The following is a 20,762-nucleotide window of genomic DNA, read 5'->3' as shown; positions in this document are numbered from 1 at the left end:
CATCCGGCACTCCATCAACTGAAAATTCAGTATTTTCTTCTTTCCTCAAGCTGATTATTAGCCTGGAATAGAGAGTAGAGGGAACTCCCGTTTGGGAGTGACGTAATTTGAGGAACAATGATGAAAAAAATTGCCATCACCTGTGCATTACTCTCAAGCTTCGTGGCGAGCAGCGTTTGGGCTGACGCCGCAAGCGATCTGAAAAGCCGCCTGGATAAAGTCAGCAGTTTCCATGCCAGCTTTACGCAAAAGGTCACTGACGGTAGCGGCGCTGCTGTACAGGAAGGTCAGGGGGATTTATGGGTGAAACGCCCTAATCTGTTTAACTGGCATATGACTCAGCCGGATGAAAGTGTTCTGGTTTCTGACGGTAAAACACTGTGGTTCTATAATCCCTTTGTTGAACAAGCCACGGCAACCTGGCTGAAAGATGCCACCGGCAATACGCCGTTTATGCTGATTGCCCGTAACCAGTCCAGTGACTGGCAGCAATACAACATCAAACAGAATGGCGATGACTTTATCCTGACGCCGAAAGCCAGCAATGGCAATCTGAAGCAATTCACCATTAATGTGGGGCGCGATGGTACGATCCATCAGTTTAGTGCGGTAGAGCAGGACGATCAGCGCAGTAGTTATCAACTGAAATCCCAGCAAAACGGTGCTGTGGATGCAGCGAAATTTACCTTCACCCCGCCGCAAGGCGTAACGGTAGATGACCAACGTAAGTAGAGGCCCTGAGTGAGCAATCTGTCGCTCGATTTTTCGGATAATACTTTTCAACCTCTGGCCGCGCGTATGCGGCCAGAAAATTTAGCACAGTATATCGGCCAGCAGCATTTGCTGGCTGCGGGGAAACCGTTGCCGCGTGCTATCGAAGCGGGGCACTTGCATTCCATGATCCTCTGGGGGCCACCCGGTACTGGTAAAACGACCCTCGCAGAAGTCATTGCCCGCTATGCGAATGCTGATGTGGAACGTATTTCAGCCGTCACCTCTGGCGTTAAAGAGATTCGCGAGGCAATCGAGCGAGCGCGGCAGAACCGCAATGCCGGTCGGCGCACCATTCTGTTTGTTGATGAAGTTCACCGCTTCAACAAAAGTCAGCAGGATGCTTTTCTACCGCATATTGAAGATGGCACCATCACTTTCATTGGCGCGACGACTGAAAACCCGTCGTTTGAACTTAACTCGGCATTGCTTTCCCGTGCCCGAGTTTATCTGCTGAAATCCCTTAGCACAGAGGATATTGAGCAAGTACTGACTCAGGCGATGGAAGACAAAACCCGCGGTTACGGTGGGCAAGATATTGTTCTGCCAGATGAGACGCGTCGGGCGATTGCTGAACTGGTGAATGGCGATGCGCGCCGGGCGTTAAATACGCTGGAAATGATGGCGGATATGGCCGAAGTCGATAACAGCGGTAAACGTGTTCTGAAGACAGAATTATTGACGGAAATCGCCGGTGAGCGCAGTGCCCGCTTCGATAACAAAGGCGATCGCTTTTACGATCTGATTTCCGCGCTGCATAAATCTGTGCGCGGTAGCGCCCCCGATGCGGCGCTTTACTGGTATGCGCGAATTATTACTGCCGGTGGCGATCCGTTATATGTCGCACGTCGCTGCCTTGCAATAGCGTCGGAAGATGTCGGCAATGCTGATCCGCGTGCGATGCAGGTGGCAATAGCTGCCTGGGATTGCTTTACCCGCGTGGGTCCGGCAGAGGGCGAGCGCGCCATTGCCCAAGCGATTGTTTATCTGGCTTGCGCACCAAAAAGTAACGCTGTGTATACTGCGTTTAAAGCCGCGCTGGCCGATGCTCGCGAACGTCCTGATTATGACGTGCCAGTTCACTTGCGCAATGCGCCGACCAAACTGATGAAGGAAATGGGCTACGGGCAGGAATATCGTTACGCTCATGATGAAGCAAACGCTTATGCCGCCGGTGAGGTTTACTTCCCGCCGGAAATAGCACAAACACGCTATTATTTCCCGACCAACAGAGGCCTTGAAGGCAAGATTGGCGAAAAGCTCGCCTGGCTGGCTGAACAGGATCAAAATAGCCCCATAAAACGCTACCGTTAATGTTATCGTTGCGGTAATGTTGTTACTGTATCCCTGTGGTCGCAGGCTGTGGCCACATCTCCCATTTAATTCGATAAGCACAGGATAAGCATGCTCGATCCCAATCTGCTGCGTAATGAGCCAGACGCAGTCGCTGAAAAACTGGCACGCCGGGGCTTTAAGCTGGATGTAGATAAGCTGGGCGCTCTTGAAGAGCGTCGTAAAGTATTGCAGGTCAAAACGGAAAACCTGCAAGCGGAGCGTAACTCCCGATCGAAATCCATTGGCCAGGCGAAAGCGCGCGGGGAAGATATTGAGCCTTTACGTCTGGAAGTGAACAAACTGGGCGAAGAGCTGGATGCAGCAAAAGCCGAGCTGGATGCTTTACAGGCTGAAATTCGCGATATCGCGCTGACAATCCCTAACCTGCCTGCAGATGAAGTGCCGGTAGGTAAAGACGAAAATGACAACGTTGAAGTTAGCCGCTGGGGCACCCCGCGCGAGTTTGACTTTGAAGTTCGTGACCACGTGACGCTGGGTGAAATGCACTCGGGTCTTGACTTTGCAGCAGCAGTTAAGCTGACCGGTTCGCGCTTTGTGGTGATGAAAGGGCAAATCGCTCGCATGCACCGTGCGCTGTCGCAGTTTATGCTGGATCTGCACACCGAGCAGCATGGCTATAGCGAAAACTATGTCCCGTATCTGGTTAACCAGGACACGCTGTACGGTACTGGTCAGTTGCCGAAATTTGCTGGTGACCTGTTCCATACTCGTCCGCTGGAAGAAGAAGCTGACACCAGTAACTACGCGCTGATCCCGACGGCGGAAGTTCCGCTGACCAACTTGGTGCGCGGTGAAATCATCGATGAAGATGATCTGCCAATTAAGATGACCGCCCATACACCGTGCTTCCGTTCTGAAGCTGGTTCTTATGGTCGTGACACTCGCGGCCTGATCCGTATGCACCAGTTCGACAAAGTTGAAATGGTTCAGATCGTGCGTCCGGAAGACTCTATGGCGGCACTGGAAGAGATGACCGGTCATGCAGAAAAAGTCCTGCAACTGCTGGGTCTGCCGTACCGTAAAATCATTCTTTGCACTGGCGACATGGGCTTTGGCGCTTGCAAAACTTACGACCTGGAAGTATGGATCCCGGCACAGAACACCTACCGCGAGATCTCTTCCTGCTCTAACGTCTGGGATTTCCAGGCACGTCGTATGCAGGCACGTTGCCGCAGCAAGTCAGACAAGAAAACCCGTCTGGTTCATACCCTGAACGGTTCTGGTCTGGCTGTTGGTCGTACGTTGGTTGCGGTAATGGAAAACTATCAGCAGGCTGATGGCCGTATTGAAGTACCAGAAGTTCTGCGTCCGTACATGAACGGACTGGAATATATTGGCTAATATCTAAATATGCCGAATCTAAAAAGCGCCTACGGGCGCTTTTTTTGTCTCTTTTTGATACCAAACAATAATTACATTTCACTTACGCGTAATACTACTTTCGAGTGAAAATCTATCTATCTCGTTGATTTTCAAATCATTCGATGTATACAAGCCTATATAGCGCACCGCTATAAAAATAATTACACAATACGGTTTGTTACTGGAATCAATCGTAAGCAAGCTTGAGTGAGCCATTATGAAAACGAAAATCCCTGATGCGGTATTGGCTGCTGAGGTGAGTCGCCGTGGTTTGGTAAAAACGACAGCGATCGGCGGCCTGGCGATGGCCAGCAGCGCATTAACATTACCTTTTAGTCGAATAGCGCACGCTGTCGATAACGCCATTGCGGCAAATTCTGACGAGAAGGTTGTCTGGAGCGCCTGTACAGTTAACTGTGGCAGCCGCTGCCCGCTACGTATGCATGTCGTGGACGGTGAGATCAAATACGTCGAAACGGATAATACCGGTGATGACAATTACGACGGCCTGCATCAGGTGCGCGCCTGTCTGCGTGGGCGTTCCATGCGTCGTCGCGTTTATAATCCTGATCGTCTGAAATATCCGATGAAACGGGTAGGGGCGCGTGGTGAAGGCAAATTTGAGCGCATTAGCTGGGAAGAAGCCTACGACATTATCGCTACTAATATGCAGCGTCTGATTAAAGAATATGGCAACGAATCCATCTATCTGAACTATGGTACAGGTACGCTGGGCGGCACCATGACCCGCTCCTGGCCACCGGGAAATACCCTGGTGGCGCGTTTAATGAACTGCTGTGGCGGTTACCTGAACCATTATGGTGACTACTCCTCCGCGCAAATTGCGGAAGGTCTGAACTATACCTACGGCGGCTGGGCTGATGGCAACAGCCCGTCAGATATTGAAAACAGTAAGCTGGTGGTACTGTTTGGTAATAACCCGGGCGAAACGCGAATGAGCGGCGGCGGGGTGACTTATTACCTCGAACAGGCGCGTCAGAAATCAAATGCTCGCATGATCATTATCGATCCGCGCTATACAGACACCGGTGCCGGGCGCGAAGATGAATGGATCCCGATCCGTCCGGGAACAGATGCCGCACTGGTTAATGGTCTGGCATATGTCATGATCACTGAAAACCTGGTTGATCAAGAGTTTCTCGATAAATATTGTGTCGGTTACGACGAAAAAACGTTGCCTGCCAGTGCGCCGAAAAACGGTCACTATAAAGCCTACATTCTGGGTGAAGGGCCGGACGGCGTTGCTAAAACGCCGGAATGGGCTTCGCAAATTACGGGTATTCCGGCGGACAAAATCATCAAACTGGCGCGGGAAATTGGCAGCACTAAACCGGCGTTTATCAGCCAGGGTTGGGGACCACAACGCCACGCTAACGGTGAAATCGCCACTCGTGCTATCTCAATGCTGGCGATCCTCACCGGTAACGTCGGTATTAACGGTGGCAACACCGGGGCGCGCGAAGGCTCATACAGCTTACCGTTTGTCCGTATGCCGACCCTCGAAAACCCGATCCAAACCAGCATTTCCATGTTTATGTGGACCGATGCGATTGAACGCGGTCCGGAAATGACAGCGCTGCGTGATGGTGTGCGCGGTAAAGATAAGCTGGATGTTCCGATTAAGATGATCTGGAACTATGCCGGTAACTGCCTGATTAACCAGCACTCGGAAATCAACCGCACCCATGAAATCCTTCAGGATGATAAGAAGTGCGAATTGATTGTAGTTATCGACTGCCACATGACCTCATCAGCAAAATATGCTGACATCCTGTTGCCGGATTGCACCGCCTCTGAGCAGATGGACTTTGCGCTGGATGCTTCCTGCGGAAATATGTCCTACGTAATTTTCAATGACCAGGTGATTAAACCGCGCTTTGAATGTAAGACCATCTATGAGATGACCAGCGAACTGGCAAAACGCCTTGGCGTCGAGCAACAGTTTACTGAAGGGCGTACCCAGGAAGAGTGGATGCGCCACCTGTATGCCCAGTCGCGAGAAGCGATTCCTGAATTGCCGACCTTTGAAGAGTTTCGTAAGCAGGGGATCTTTAAAAAGCGTGATCCACAAGGGCATCACGTTGCTTATAAAGCCTTCCGGGAAGATCCGCAGGCAAATCCATTGACCACGCCATCGGGCAAAATTGAGATCTATTCACAGGCACTGGCTGATATTGCAGCTACCTGGGAATTGCCAGAAGGCGATGTGATCGATCCACTGCCGATCTACACGCCGGGCTTTGAAAGTTATCAGGATCCGCTGAATAAACAGTATCCGCTGCAACTTACTGGTTTCCACTACAAATCTCGTGTGCACTCCACCTACGGTAACGTTGATGTGCTGAAAGCGGCTTGTCGCCAGGAAATGTGGATCAACCCAATTGATGCGCAAAAACGCGGTATCAACAATGGCGATAAGGTGCGGATCTTTAACGATCGCGGTGAGGTTCATATTGAGGCGAAAGTAACGCCACGAATGATGCCGGGCGTGGTCGCATTGGGTGAAGGTGCCTGGTATGACCCCGATGCGAAACGTGTTGATCAGGGCGGTTGTATCAACGTACTGACCACTCAACGCCCATCTCCTCTCGCCAAGGGGAATCCGTCACATACAAACCTCGTTCAGGTTGAAAAGGTGTAAGGAGTAACCGATGACAACCCAGTATGGATTTTTTATTGATTCCAGTCGTTGCACCGGTTGCAAAACCTGCGAACTGGCTTGTAAAGACTACAAAGATTTGACACCAGAAGTCAGCTTCCGCCGAATTTATGAATATGCGGGCGGCGACTGGCAGGAAGATAACGGCGTCTGGCATCAGAACGTATTTGCCTACTATCTCTCGATTTCATGTAATCACTGCGAAGATCCGGCGTGTACCAAAGTCTGCCCGAGCGGCGCGATGCATAAACGTGAAGATGGTTTTGTCGTTGTCGATGAAGATGTGTGTATTGGCTGTCGTTACTGCCATATGGCTTGCCCGTATGGTGCGCCACAGTACAACGAAACCAAAGGACATATGACCAAATGTGATGGTTGTTATGATCGTGTCGCGGAAGGTAAAAAACCGATCTGTGTCGAGTCTTGCCCGCTGCGGGCGCTGGATTTCGGCCCTATCGACGAGTTGCGTAAAAAACATGGCGATCTGGCCGCCGTTGCGCCGTTGCCAAGAGCGCACTTTACCAAACCAAATATTGTGATCAAACCTAACGCCAACAGCCGCCCAACCGGGGATACCACTGGCTACCTGGCAAATCCGAAGGAGGTGTGAGATGGGAAGTGGATGGCATGAATGGCCGTTGATGATCTTCACGGTCTTCGGGCAGTGTGTAGTGGGCGGTTTTATCGTTCTGGCATTTGCCTTGTTGAAAGGTGAACTTCGGGCCGATACCCAACAGCGGGTTATTGCCTGTATGTTTGGCTTGTGGGGACTGATGGGCATTGGCTTTATTGCCTCAATGCTTCACCTTGGTTCACCGATGCGCGCCTTTAACTCACTCAATCGGGTTGGCGCTTCGGCGTTGAGTAACGAAATCGCCAGCGGTTCGATCTTTTTTGCCGTTGGTGGCATCGGCTGGTTGCTGGCAATGCTGAAAAAGCTGTCACCGGTATTACGCGCGCTGTGGCTGGTGGTGACGATGGTTCTCGGTGTGGTATTTGTCTGGATGATGGTACGTGTGTATAACAGCATCGATACCGTACCGACCTGGTACAGCATCTGGACACCGATGGGCTTCTTCCTGACCATGTTTATGGGTGGCCCGCTGCTGGGATATCTGTTACTGCGTTTGGCGGGGGTTAATGGCTGGGTGATGCGTTTACTTCCGGCAATTTCAGTGCTGGCGTTGGTGGTGAGCGGTGTAATGTCTGTAATGCAGGGGGCTGAACTCGCTACGATTCACTCTTCTGTACAACAGGCTGCGGCGCTGGTGCCGGATTACGGTGCACTGATGGCCTGGCGGATTGTGCTTATCGCTGTGGCACTGTGCTTGTGGATTGCTCCGCAGTTAAAAGGTTTTCAGCCTGCGGTGCCGCTGCTTTCCGTGTCATTCATCCTGCTTCTTGCAGGGGAATTAATCGGTCGCGGCGTATTCTACGGTTTGCATATGACCGTGGGTATGGCTGTTGCCAGCTAAAGCGTTATAACCGGGGTTTCGGCCCCGGTTCTCTTTTATTTCTGTTTCGTTAAGGTGTCGTAACTGGTCATCAAATTACGATAATCAGGAATGTGGTTAGAGAACAGCGTCGCCAGGCCTTCGATATCGTTACGCCAGTCACGGTGCAGTTCGCAGGCGACACCAAACCACGTCATCAATTGCGCCCCCGCTTGTGACATGCGATCCCATGCCGAATGCCGGGTAATTTCGTTAAAGGTTCCTGACGCATCAGTCACCACAAAGACATCAAACCCTTCTTCAATTGCGGAAAGTGCCGGAAATGCTACGCAAACCTCGGTTACCACCCCTGCAATAATCAGTTGTTTTTTACCTGTCGCTTTAACTGCTTTGACAAAATCTTCGTTATCCCAGGCGTTAATATTTCCAGGACGCGCAATATAAGGTGCATCCGGAAATTGTGCTTTCAGTTCAGGGACCAGTGGGCCGTTAGGACCAGTTTCAAAGCTGGTGGTAAGAATGGTAGGCAAATTGAAATATTTAGCTAAGTCACCCAGCGCCAGCACGTTATTTTTAAATTTGTCAGGTTCAATATCCCGCACAAGGGAAAGTAAACCAGCCTGGTGATCAACTAACAAAACAGCAGCATCATTTTTATCGAGACGAACATACGGTTTGGTCATTCTCTTCTCCTTTCGAGAGTCAGTGGTACGCCTGAAATCGTTCAGACGCGATGCGTTGCCCTGAAAGCATAGACGGGAAATCCAGGTTTGCTGTGACCATGAAATTTTTCGACTGAACGAAATGCATGAACTTTATGTTAGTTCAATAAAAACAAGTAGATGAGACTGATTATCTTTTCGTCATTAGTGTTATGAATGAGTAATATAAATCGATAATACAGCCGCTACGTTATGTACGTATTTTCACCCATTGACAATGTTTTTGGTGGTGGCATGATGCGCATGAAATTTGAGCTTCCTCACGGTTTTAATTCATGTCCACGTATACCCGGCCTGTCATGCTTTTGCTGTCTGGCTTACTTTTGTTGACTCTGGCGATCGCGGTGTTAAATACACTGGTGCCGCTATGGCTCGCCCAGGCGCATTTGCCCACATGGCAGGTCGGTGTCGTCAGTTCATCTTATTTTACCGGCAACCTGGTCGGTACTTTACTGACAGGGTATGTCATTAAACGCTTTGGGTTTAATTGCAGTTATTACCTTGCTTCCTTCATTTTTGCGGCAGGCTGTGTCGGGCTTGGTTTGATGATTGGATTCTGGAGCTGGTTAGCCTGGCGTTTCGTCGCAGGCGTCGGTTGCGCCATGATTTGGGTTGTGGTGGAAAGCGCGCTGATGTGCAGCGGAACGTCACGTAACCGTGGGCGGTTACTTGCTGCCTATATGATGGTTTATTATGTGGGGACGTTTTTAGGCCAGTTACTGCTCAGTAAAGTTTCAACCGAATTGATGAGCGTATTGCCGTGGGCTACGGGGTTGACCCTGGCGGGGATCTTGCCGCTGCTGTTTACTCGTATCCTGAATCAACAGGCTGAAAATCATGCTTCGACGCCCATGACGTCAATGCTAAAACTTCGCCAGGCACGACTTGGCGTGAATGGCTGCATTATCTCGGGAATCGTTCTGGGTTCTTTGTATGGTCTGATGCCTCTGTACCTCAATCATAAAGGGATTAGCAATGCCAGCATCGGATTCTGGATGGCGGTACTGGTTAGTGCCGGTATCCTCGGGCAATGGCCAATTGGCCGTCTGGCGGATAAATTTGGTCGTCTGCTGGTACTGCGTGTTCAGGTATTTGTCGTCATTCTCGGTAGTATCGCGATGTTAAGTCAGGCGGCAATGGCTCCAGCATTGTTCATCCTCGGTGCAGCCGGTTTTACGCTCTATCCGGTGGCGATGGCCTGGGCTTGTGAGAAAGTTGAACATCATCAACTGGTCGCAATGAATCAAGCATTGTTGTTGAGTTATACCGTGGGTAGTTTGTTTGGGCCGTCTTTTACTGCCATGCTAATGCAGAATTTTTCTGATAATCTGCTGTTTATCATGATCGCCAGTGTGTCGTTTATCTACTTACTGATGCTGCTACGCAATGCCGGACACACGCCAAAACCCGTTGCTCACGTCTAAATGAATTAGTGCAGAGTGTGAACTTGTTGTCCGCACTCTGTTTTCTTATTCCCTCTTTACACGAGCTTTCAGCAAAATTTATTTGTAAAAATAAAATGTACAGCAGATTGTAATTTTTATTCCACCATTTTCGCATTTCTTATTTTCCACACAATCCCCCTGTTTAGAGATATCTATTAAATATTAGCGAAAGATCGGTCTATGCTGAGAGCGTTCAGGAAAAACAGTTGCGCTGGTACAACATTGTGCTGATGTCATTTATCACCGATTGGGGTTTGGGCAGGAAATAGATTAAAAGAACGAGTCGATCTGATAACGCTAAAGTTAAGTTTTTCTTAAGAGATGAATGGTGATAAATGTTGTCGTGATAATACGAATTTAAGTTATCGGAAAGCTTTATTTTTAGATATGGTGATAATTTAAATTGTTGGCTATTTTGCGCGTTATTATTCTGAGTTCCGCAGTGAACTATTTCTTATGGTAACAGTTTGATTTTTGAGGACAAAGTTTAAACAACGCCCAGCACTATAAAATCGTTTTTTTTGATCTGCATCAACAATGTTGCATGTTATCACTTTTGGTTAAATTTGCTGAAAATAGTTGCAACTATTGTTTCGTTATGTAGAAAATACATTTCTAATCTGGTTTAAAATTCTGCTAATTTGATGTTTTATAGGATTTTAAACTTACAAAAACCTTCTCTCACTAGAATCTACTCATACCAGGCATGGTTCACAGACTATTGTTTTAAAAATAAAATAGTCGTCTGCCACTGCACCTTATTGTTTTATCGATCGTGTATTCCTCAACGTATTTATCTGTTCAGGTTGATGGGCGCTCTACAGCCTTAGCAATCAACTAATAATGACCACTTTCTCTAAGGTTATTGATTAATTTATTTGGGTTAAAAGAGTCACATTGCTCATATCTGAAGAACAGATAAATAAACGGAATGGATTGCTGAGATTACATATTAATGCCTCTTTTGGGTGGTAAAAGTGGCGATGGCGCAACTGTGCGGTATGTGACAGTTATGTCGACATTTATAAATATTTTCATATCTTAATTATTTCGTTGAAAATTAACGAAAGGCGGTAGCGTGGGCAAAAGAGACAAAAGCACGAATATTAAGTATAACAATGTTGGTTCAGTTAAAGTAAAAACTATGATAATCACTTTTGTAAATTAAGGAAAAATGAATCTTCTCATCATGGTATATTCGTTGGGAGGAAATGTTTCAAGTAATAAAATCATAATGAGGGATATTAACACCATCAATTATAAGTAATTTTATACGATGTAATATCGGAACTATTGATAACACTTTAGTCAGAACTCCAATATGTATAGCATTACTGAAAAATTAAATTCAAGATTTAACACTGCGCTTATATTAGCCGTTACAGTCTATATTATTTTGTCATTTATTACAGCGATTGATTTTCATAAAAAAATAGAAGAAAATTCTTCGCGTATTAATCTTATACTTATTAACAATAATTTAAATAATTTTTTTCTAAAATTGAAAAAGAAGCTGATGCGTTAAAAGATGCTATTTATCTGTTACATGATGAAAATGAAATCAAACAAGCGGTCATCCATCGGATGAAAAAAATAGATTCCGTTAATCTAGTTGGGATAATGTTGAATAACGGGAAGTATCTTAGCTTTATTCGAACTGATGGTGGTGTGATTAAGTTTTTTGGCCAATCAGAACCCGGTAAACCTTTTACTGGGGTTGATGGTGAAATTAGCGATAAATACTTTGATCCTGAATCTCGCCCCTGGAATAAATTGCCGAAAGGGACTTATTCAAAATGGTCACCGTGGTATAACTGCTATGGCATTGCAGGGAAAAAATGTTTCTCGTTTTCATTACGTCCATCCGAAGGAGAAAAAAATTCGTTTGCTCTGAAGTTAATGCATTTAGATCTTGATGAAAGATATTTTAGTAATTATCTTAATAAATTGGCTGGTGAAGCTGATATTTTATTCATGGAGCAGAATAAAAAAATTATGGTAGGTAATGAAAAATCAATGCTGCATCTTATTGTTCGTAACTCATCAGGTAGTTATAACATAAGTAATGACAGTGGCAACTATACCGATAATGTCATATCACTCCCCAGACTTCCTGATGTCAGATTCCATTATTTTCACTATCAGAAATCAGAGGATGCAAACATCAATAAATATTTTACATTGATGTTTTTATGTGGTTTGGTTTGCTTCTGTTTATTATGGTATGTTGTTGAAAAGATAACAAAGAAAATTAAAAAAGAGTCCAATAAACTGATAGAGCATTTGAAAAAATTAGCGAATTCAGTATACCGCAACGACAAAATTGAAATTGTGCAAAATGACAGCAGTGAGATTATTGAGCTGAAAAAAATCATTAATAACATAAGTGATAAATACAAAGAACGAATGGAGCGGTTACTTAATCTTGTTTCTTGTGAGCAAGGAAGTTGCTTCTATATCAATAAATCTGTTATTGAAACCAACAATAAAACCTACTTAGCAGTTGGCATACTTTGTATCTATGGATTAGAGTTTGTTGAGGCGATACATGAGAAGTAAAAAATATGACGAGATTATAAATGATATAAAATCAAAAATATCAGAAAAATATTCTCGATACTGTGACATACTGAAAGTCTCAACTGAAACATATTTGTTGCTATGTCATACTCATTGTGAAGAGTTCATCGAGCAATTATCAATTTTAAATCTCCCTGATCATATTATTTGTCTAAGAAATATTTATGTTCATAAAATTGCTATTTGCGAAACTTTTGTGGGGGAAAATGTATCAAACTATGAAGGCAAGCTGAAACTGGCATTAACGGCTATGCGAGAAAATAAAGAATCTGAATTTATGTTTTATGATGACATCAAGGCTCATGAACTTGATCAAAAAGTCTGGGTCGCTGGAAATATAAAAAAGGGGATTGCGAGTAGTGAGTTTTATTTAGTCTATCAACCTATTATTGATATGGCGAATAATAAGGTTGTAGGTGCGGAGGCGTTATGCCGTTGGTTGTCAGTTGAAAATGGCATAATACCACCATCAATTTTCGTACCTGTTGCTGAAGAAATTGGCTTAATTAAAGAATTGGGTGATTTTGTACTGGAAACGGCTATTGGAGAATTTGGGGCATTTAGCCGTGAATATGAAATTACGAATGATTTTCTCCTGCATATTAATGTATCTCCGTGGCAATTAAATGAATTTGATTTCCACTTCCGGGTTTTGTCATTAATTAATACGTTTAGTATAAATGCTGATCAAATCTGCCTGGAGATCACCGAATCGGCAGTAAAAGACATAAATGATAGCTTTTACAATAATATAAATATTTTAAAAGAAAACGGTATTAAGATTTCACTTGATGATTTCGGCAGCGGTTTAGCTGATTTGAAAAAACTTTATAAAGTAAGGCCTGATAGCATTAAAATTGATTCGGAGTTTACCTCAGGAATTTTCGATGAAACAAACAGAATTGTCTATTTCATATCCAGCCTTGCCCGTGAAGAAAATATGCCGGTTATAGCTGAAGGTGTTGAAACCGAAAGCCAGGCCAGAGAATTACAAAAGTTAGGATTCTCTCATGTCCAGGGATACTTATACCAGAAACCGTTACCATTTTCAGAGTGGCATATAGACAATAAACCGAAAAAAAGAAAATAACGCAATGTTCAAATATAAAAAAAAGGCCGCAGGAATCTGTTTTTTGTATTTTTTGTGCGTCTCTGTAGTTACTTGTTATTTATACACTATGTATGTTAAAGACCGAGTTAATTCGGTAAAGGTATCTATTATTGATAGTGGGCTTGCTATTGCTAATGTGTCTGAGTATCGTCGTTCAGTATCTAATAATGTATTTTATGAACTAGAGATATCACCAGATGAACTGTTAAATAAAATACGCGATAGCTTTTCAAATTTCCAACATCCTGGATATTTATATGATCTGGGTCCTTATATGATTAGTGATGATAAATGTATCAAAATTACGTCAAAAGGAGATGATTTTTGTGACGACATAGTTTCCTCTGTTCGGGTAATTAACGAATTTGAAAGAGGTGTTATTAGTTTAAAAGATAAATACTATGTTTATTATGCACATCCCATAGCAAAAAGAACTAGTTTAATATCAGTAGTGGATCCAGAACGTTATTTATCTTTGATAAGAAATCAGTCAGGGGAACGAGAAGATATCTATGTCTCATTTTATGATATTAATGATAATGAAAAGAAAATTGCGGGTGATGATTTTTTGATAAATGATGCTGTATTTGAGATCTCAGCCATCACCCTGACATATTCTTACATCCCTGAAATGATATTTATCGTGGCTTACAAAAAAAGCAAGTATATTTATATGTGTTTGCTATTTGTTTTTGCTTCGGCGGTATCTGCAGTCATAATATATTATTATTATATTAATTTGCTGCAAAACATTATATATAAGGGTAGGTTGGAAAAAGAATCTATATTGTCGGATCATCATTATGGTTTACGTGGAGAAAATCTATTCTTTAATACTGAAGAGATCAATGCAATTAGAGAAATATATGATTTTGGCACTTATGATGCGCTTACACGGGCTTCTGGTCGCCGGAGTTTTGATAAAGATATCAAAATATTGAGCGAAAAATTTGGATACTTATGTCTGTTTGACATAGATAAATTTAAAACCATTAATGATAAGTTTGGCCATTTGTTTGGTGATGAGGTACTCATAAAAATAGTTAATCTTATTAAAGATGAATTGCCTCGCAGTAAAGGTGAAATTTATCGGTTTGGTGGCGATGAGTTCGCTATCATTTATCATGATAAAGATGTAAGTCAACTAACAAGAATTTTGCACCGAATTGTTCATTTCTCGATGGGTGGGTTGAATTGTAGTTGCAGCATTGGCGTAGCTAATACTGACGAGAGCATCAATAATATTGAACGGTTGAAATTGTTGGCAGATGAACGATTATACAAAAGTAAGCAAAATGGTAGAGCTCAGATAACATGGTGTTAATGTGTTAAATTTCATTGAATTGGTTCCTTATGTTTCAAAAAAACACACAGTTTGAATAATAGTATTAATGAATGACTAGATGCCATGATCTTTAAAAATAAAGAAGCATACAACAAAATCCTTCTGGTTGTTGCTATATTGCTATGTTTTGTTTTTATATCGATTGTCGAACAGCCTCTTGGACTTTATCAACAAATATTATTCTCTATTATCATTTGCATCTCTGTTTTTCTCATCAATTTTTTTAAGGGAAGGATAATTACCCTTATTTTGATGGGGATTGGCGTACTCATATCTTCCAGATATCTATGGTGGCGTTACTCTTCTTCAGTTATTCTGGATGAGGTTCCAGACAGCTTCTTTTCAGTAACGCTATTAGTTGCTGAGACGTATGCCTGGCTTGTCTTATTACTGGGTTACTTTCAGGTTTGCTTTCCATTGAACAGAGAGTGTATACCCTTACCAGACAATAAAGAAGAATGGCCTAATGTTGATATATTAATACCCACTTATAATGAACCTCTGACGGTTGTGAAGAATACAGTTTATGGTGCACTGGCATTAGACTGGCCAAAAGATAAATTACACGTCTGGATCCTTGATGATGGCGCCAGGCAAGAGTTTAGAAGATTCGCAGATGAATCAGGCATTCATTATGTCGCAAGAGAAACACATGAACATGCTAAGGCCGGAAACATAAATAATGCGCTTAAAATAGCTAACGGAGAATTTGTTGCTATTTTTGATTGCGATCATATACCTTCTGTTTCTTTTTTAACGAAAACAATGGGTTGGTTTATTGCTGATGAAAAACTATCGATGTTGCAAACACCACATCATTTTTTCTCCCCTGATCCTTTTGAGCGAAATCTGGGACAGTTTCGGCAAAAGCCAAATGAAGGGCATCTCTTTTATGGATTAATCCAGAATGGAACGGATACCTGGAATGCTTCATTTTTTTGTGGTTCGTGCGCAATTATCCGTAGATCTGCTTTGGATGAGGTGGGTGGCATTGCAGTCGAAACAGTAACGGAAGATGCGCATACGTCGTTACGTTTGCATCGTGCAGGTTACAGCTCTGCGTACCTTCGCTATCCTCTGGCTGCCGGACTTGCCACCGAAACATTATCAGCCCATATTGGGCAACGGATTCGGTGGGCCAGGGGAATGATCCAAATCTTGCGTATTGACAATCCATTATTAGGCAAAGGCCTGACATTATCACAGCGCCTTTGCTATCTCAGCAGCATGATGCACTTTTTATCAGGTGTGCCACGACTGATTTTCTTGTGTGCACCATTATGCCCCATTTTCTTTTCAGTTAATCTGATAGATGCATCGATAGCGGATATTATGTCTTATGTTTTGCCTTATCTATTTGTTATCGTTTTAACTAACTCAAGAATACAAGGAAAATACAGGCATTCTTTCTGGAATGAGATTTACGAAATGGTGCTGGCCTGGTACATTACGCTACCGACGCTTGTTGCATTACTTGCTCCGGCAAAAGGGCGCTTTAATGTTACAGCTAAAGGGGGATTAATAAAAAATAAGTTTGTTGACTGGCGAATATCATATCCCTACCTCATTTTTGCTATTTTAAACTTACTTGGATTGATAATGGGTATTGTTAATTTTTATAATTTGCAAGGGCATATTGCGATCCTGAATCTCTTTTGTTTAGTTTGGTTGCTTTATAATACAATTATTATTGGCGCAACTTTGGCTGTCTCTATTGAACAAAAACAGGTGCGTTTTTCTCCGCGTATCGACGTGTCTTTCAAAGGTGTGATCCAACTGACTGATGGGCGAAACTACCCTTGTTCTGTTCTTGATTTCTCCGAAGGAGGACTAGGGGTTATCATTGATAATATTTCCGACCTAAAAGATTTTGATAAAACACAGCAGTTGTCTCTTCATCTGGATGATGGTTACGGAAAATGCGATATTCCAGTACAAATAGTTCATGCTTACAATAATAAAATTGGCCTGAAGATTATGCCAATGAGTCATGAACAAAGTATTAATTATGTTAGAGCGACATTTTCTCGTGATTCAATATGGCAAGAATGGAATGATAAAATATCCCGGGATAATATTCTAAAGAGCTTTTTTGAAATATCTTTCATCTCTCTGAAAGGTTACTGTAATATGATTTTTATATTCTCCAGAATATTAAAGGACGTTCTAAGGGTTAGTTTTGTTTCTGGTTGCTAACTAAATATTTATTGTGTGTATTTGTTTTTGGTTCTTGAGTTTTTAAAATGGGAAGAAAGTTTTTTAAGGCTGGTTTTGCAATAATTTTCTTGGGGTTGTTATGCATTTATCAGGCAAATGCAGCATCGACTACACATACAACGATTAATAAACCTACCACCGGGATAATATTACCTTCTGTGCAGAAGGAGAACGTTTCTATTTATGAGAAAGTGCCATCCCGCCAGTTAAAGCTCCCATTTACGCAAATAGCAGCAGTGCCAGGTAATATTGTTCTGAGTGGAGTCAACCCTCAGGGTCATATTGAGTTTGGTATGCGCAGTGATGAAATGGTTTCAGAAGCGAAACTAAAACTTGAGTATACCCCATCGCCGTCGTTACTCCCTGTCCAGTCACAACTTAAGGTTTATCTTAATGATGAGTTGATGGAGGTATTACCGATTTTCAAAGAACAACTGGGGAAAAAAACGTTGACGGAAATATCTCTCAATCCATTGTATTTCTCCGATTTTAACCGCTTGCGTTTCGAATTAATTAGTCACTACCAGAGTGCATGTGAAAATTTGACCAGCAGCAGCCTGTGGCTTGATATTGGGCGCAACAGCGAACTGGAACTGACGTTTCAGAGACTCAATCTGAAAAATGATCTTTCATATTTTCCGGTGCCATTCTTTGATCCACGAGATAACCGTACCAATACATTGCCGATGGTATTTGCCGGTACTCCTGACAAAGGGTTGCAGCAGGCATCAGCAATTGTCGCTTCGTGGTTTGGTGCACAATCGGGATGGCGTGGTCATCGATTCCCTGTTTTCTATGACCAGTTACCAGAAAGTAATGCAGTGGTATTTGCCACTAATAATAGACGACCAGACTTTCTACGTGATCATCCGTTGGTGAATGCACCTGTTATTGAAATGATCAACCATCCGCAAAATCCTTTCGTCAAATTGTTGGTACTTTTTGGTCGCGATGACAACGATTTATTACAGGCGGCAAAAGGCCTTGCGCAGGGAAATATACTGTTTCGCGGCGATAGTGTGGTCGTCAATGATGTGGAGCCGCTTTTGCCGCGCAAACCTTATGATGCGCCAAATTGGGTACGCACTGACCGTCCTGTAACTTTCGCAGAGCTTAAGACATATGAAGGGCAATTACAGGCAAGCGCCCTGGAGTCTGCGGCAATTAATATTTCATTTAATTTGCCACCAGATCTCTTTCTGCTACGTAACCGCGGTGTTGATATGAAGATTAACTATCGCTATACCACACCAATGGTGAGTGGTTCGCGCGTGGATGTCAGCCTTAATAATCAGTACCTGGAATCTTTTCGTCTAAATACTCAATCTGCTACGGATCGACTGCTGTTACGTTTACCGTTATTGCAAGAATTGTTGGATGACAATAATAAAATTACCGTTCCGGCGTTGACACTGGGGGCGCTCAATCAATTGCGATTTAATTTTGAATACGTTAATACGATACCGCGCGCTGATGCTGATAGCTGTATTATTTCCCGGCCTTTGAAAAATCATGCAGTCATTGCAGATGATTCCACTATCGATTTTTCAAAGTATCATCACTTTATCGCCATGCCTGATTTACGCGCCTTTGTCAGCGCAGGCTTTCCTTTTAGTCGAATGGCTGATTTATCAGAAACAGTTGTCGTTATGCCTGAAAAGCCTGGTGCAACGCAGGTTGAAATATTGCTAAATACCCTGGGATTGATTGGTGCTCAAACCGGGTTTCCAGCCATTAATCTGACAATTACTGATGATATAAGCTCCGTTCGGAGCAGGGATGCAGACATTCTGTTGATAGGGACACTTCCACAAGAATTAGAAGACAAACAGCAAATAAATCTGCTTATTGAGGCAACGACACGTTGGGTAAAAAGTCCAATGCGGCACGCTAAATATGTCCAAATTGAGGCAGATAAAAACGATCAAAATTCGGAAACACAATCAACCATAGTTTCCCCATCGCCAATGGCTGCGGTGGTTGGTTTTCAGTCCCCGTATCATACCCAACGTAGCGTAATTGCATTGATGACCGAAGGAGCACGCGGCGATGGGTTACTCAACAATGCGTTGGTTGATAGTGTAAAGCGCGGCAATATCTTTGGCTCAGTCGCGGTTATTCGTGAATCTGGTGTCGATAGTTTACGGGCTGGAGATACTTATTATGTGGGGGATCTTCCCTGGTTTGAGCGTATCCAATACGTGTTAGCGAGACATCCCGTTCTGTTGGCGGTGTTGGCAACACTCAGTGTGGTGCTATTGGCATGGGTGGCCTGGCGTCTGCTACGCATTATTAGCAGCCGTCGTCTGAATCCTCATCAACAGTAATTCATCGTCATTTTTATTTTGCAGCTCAATCCTGTCCTGGCCTTAAACAGGCAGGGCGGGGAGCTGCACTCATTCTGTTTCTAATAAAAAGTGAGTTAACACCTGATTGAGGCCAGGCATGTACAAATTCACCCTAAATTTGCTCACACTATCCCTTGGTTTGTCGATGCTGTCGATGGCGGAAGCCGCGCCAACTGCTCATCAGTTGTTGATGGCGCAGGTTCGGTTAGGCGAAGACACTCACCGCGAAGATCTGGTCGAGCAATCGCTTTATCGTCTTGAATTGGTGGAACCCAATAATCCAGATGTCGTTGCGGCTCGTTTTCGCTATCTGCTGCGAAGGGGAAATATTGACGGTGCACAAAAACAACTTACCAGGCTTTTCCTGCTCGCACCGGATTCAAAAATATATCAAGCATCGCACACGGCTATGCGACTTTCCTCGCCTGATGGCCGTCAGGCACTGCAAATGGCACGTTTACAAGCTATCTCCGGGCGTCACAAAGAGGCTATTGCCAATTACGACAGGCTATTTAATGGGGTACCGCCAGATGTCGAAATGGCGATGGAGTACTGGAGTACAGTGGCGCAAATAGCATCCCGTCGCAACGAAGCGATTAGTCAGTTGAGAATACTTAATAATGATAACCCTGACACTGGTGCAATATTGGGTGCGCTGGGCCAGGCGTATTCCCAGAAAGGCGATCGCGCGAATGCGGTGGTGAATCTGGAAAAAGCCCTCGCGCTGGACCCGCACAGCAGCAACAATGACAAGTGGAACAGCCTGTTGAAAGTGAACCGCTACTGGCTGGCGATCCAGCAGGGTGATGCTGCGCTGAAAGCCAATAATCCAGAGCAGGCCGAACGGTTGTTCCGGCAGGCGCGCAGTGTTGATAACGCCGACAGCTATGCAGTGCTGGGACTGGGTGATGTGGCAATGGCGCGCAAAGATTACCCCGCCGCGGAACGTTATTATCAGCAGACGCTGCGCATGGACAGTAGCAACACCAACGCCGTGCGCGGACTGGCGAATATTTATCGCCAGCAGTCACCGGAAAAAGCCGAAGCGTATATTGCCTCGCTCCCGGCCAGCCAGCGGCGCAGCGTTGATGACATCGAACGCAGCCTGCAAAACGATCGTCTGGCACAGCAGGCGGAGGCACTGGAAAATCAGGGCAAATGGGCGCAGGCGGCAACGCTTCAGCGGCAACGGCTGGCGCTGGATCCCGGCAGTGTATGGATTACTTACCGGCTGTCGCAGGATTTCTGGCAGGCCGGGCAACGTAGCCAGGCCGATACCCTGATGCGCAATCTGGCACAGCAGAAACCAGACGATCCGGAGCAGGTTTACGCTTACGGGCTGTATCTCTCCGGTCACGATCAGGAGCGGGC

Annotated in this window: 14 protein-coding genes and 1 pseudogene; 14 read left to right on the top strand and 1 reads right to left on the bottom strand. The window is 44.4% G+C overall.

Features of this window, described 5'->3' with window-relative positions; genetic code table 11:
* The first annotated feature begins 120 nt into the window (after positions 1 to 120).
* From lolA to dmsC, 6 genes are all read left to right on the top strand, one after another.
* Entirely contained in the window at positions 121 to 732 is a 612-nt protein-coding gene (gene lolA, locus C0K55_RS06045) for an outer membrane lipoprotein chaperone LolA (RefSeq protein ID WP_001516101.1), read from the top strand.
* Positions 733 to 741: 9 nt separating this feature from the next.
* On the top strand, positions 742 to 2,085 hold the full coding sequence (rarA, locus tag C0K55_RS06040; RefSeq protein WP_000067764.1) for a replication-associated recombination protein RarA: 1,344 nt from the start codon (positions 742 to 744) through the stop codon (positions 2,083 to 2,085).
* Between the two features lie 90 nt (positions 2,086 to 2,175).
* Positions 2,176 to 3,468 carry a serine--tRNA ligase gene (gene serS / locus C0K55_RS06035; RefSeq protein ID WP_000886683.1) on the top strand — a complete coding sequence of 431 codons (1,293 nt, stop codon included), beginning with the start codon at positions 2,176 to 2,178 and terminating at the stop codon, positions 3,466 to 3,468.
* Positions 3,469 to 3,706: 238 nt separating this feature from the next.
* Positions 3,707 to 6,151, top strand: coding sequence for a dimethylsulfoxide reductase subunit A (gene dmsA / locus C0K55_RS06030; protein WP_001516102.1), 2,445 nt, complete (start codon positions 3,707 to 3,709; stop codon positions 6,149 to 6,151).
* A 10-nt stretch (positions 6,152 to 6,161) separates the two neighbouring features.
* Positions 6,162 to 6,779, top strand: coding sequence for a dimethylsulfoxide reductase iron-sulfur subunit DmsB (gene dmsB / locus C0K55_RS06025; RefSeq protein WP_000213098.1), 618 nt, complete (start codon positions 6,162 to 6,164; stop codon positions 6,777 to 6,779).
* A 1-nt stretch (position 6,780) separates the two neighbouring features.
* Positions 6,781 to 7,644, top strand: a complete 864-nt coding sequence (gene dmsC, locus C0K55_RS06020) for a dimethyl sulfoxide reductase anchor subunit DmsC (RefSeq protein WP_105266792.1) — start codon at positions 6,781 to 6,783, stop codon at positions 7,642 to 7,644.
* Between the two features lie 35 nt (positions 7,645 to 7,679).
* Here the strand turns inward: dmsC and ycaC are convergent, their stop codons facing one another.
* A complete protein-coding gene (gene ycaC, locus C0K55_RS06015; protein ID WP_000165876.1) occupies positions 7,680 to 8,306 on the bottom strand; it encodes an isochorismate family cysteine hydrolase YcaC in 627 nt (208 codons plus the stop codon).
* Positions 8,307 to 8,620: 314 nt separating this feature from the next.
* Here ycaC and C0K55_RS06010 point away from each other — a divergent pair, with 314 nt between their 5' ends.
* From C0K55_RS06010 to C0K55_RS05985, 8 genes and pseudogenes are all read left to right on the top strand, one after another.
* Positions 8,621 to 9,769, top strand: a complete 1,149-nt coding sequence (locus C0K55_RS06010; protein WP_105266793.1) for an MFS transporter — start codon at positions 8,621 to 8,623, stop codon at positions 9,767 to 9,769.
* A gap of 182 nt (positions 9,770 to 9,951) precedes the next feature.
* Positions 9,952 to 10,050: pseudogene (locus C0K55_RS26515) on the top strand (hypothetical protein); the annotation flags it as partial.
* Positions 10,051 to 11,290: 1,240 nt separating this feature from the next.
* Positions 11,291 to 12,349: a CHASE9 sensor domain-containing protein gene (locus tag C0K55_RS26510; protein WP_313885320.1), complete on the top strand. Its 1,059-nt coding sequence runs from the start codon at positions 11,291 to 11,293 to the stop codon at positions 12,347 to 12,349.
* Complete coding sequence (locus C0K55_RS26505) at positions 12,339 to 13,460, top strand: EAL domain-containing protein (protein ID WP_236942236.1); 1,122 nt, start codon at positions 12,339 to 12,341, stop codon at positions 13,458 to 13,460. The genes C0K55_RS26510 and C0K55_RS26505 overlap by 11 nt, the downstream gene beginning before the upstream one ends.
* A gap of 4 nt (positions 13,461 to 13,464) precedes the next feature.
* On the top strand, positions 13,465 to 14,805 hold the full coding sequence (locus tag C0K55_RS06000; protein WP_061090893.1) for a GGDEF domain-containing protein: 1,341 nt from the start codon (positions 13,465 to 13,467) through the stop codon (positions 14,803 to 14,805).
* Between the two features lie 84 nt (positions 14,806 to 14,889).
* Positions 14,890 to 17,022 (top strand): UDP-forming cellulose synthase catalytic subunit, encoded by a 2,133-nt coding sequence (gene bcsA / locus C0K55_RS05995; protein ID WP_105267008.1) that lies wholly within the window; start codon positions 14,890 to 14,892, stop codon positions 17,020 to 17,022.
* A 47-nt stretch (positions 17,023 to 17,069) separates the two neighbouring features.
* A complete protein-coding gene (gene bcsB / locus C0K55_RS05990) occupies positions 17,070 to 19,370 on the top strand; it encodes a cellulose biosynthesis cyclic di-GMP-binding regulatory protein BcsB (protein ID WP_105267009.1) in 2,301 nt (766 codons plus the stop codon).
* A 118-nt stretch (positions 19,371 to 19,488) separates the two neighbouring features.
* Positions 19,489 to 20,762 (top strand): tetratricopeptide repeat protein (locus C0K55_RS05985; protein WP_157944159.1); only part of this gene is annotated, 1,274 nt, incomplete at its 3' end.

Source organism: Escherichia sp. MOD1-EC6098, assembly GCF_002965865.1.
Lineage (GTDB): Bacteria > Pseudomonadota > Gammaproteobacteria > Enterobacterales > Enterobacteriaceae > Escherichia > Escherichia marmotae.
The sequence above is the reverse complement of the archived record's forward strand: the minus strand, read 5'-3'. Positions and strand labels throughout refer to the sequence as shown.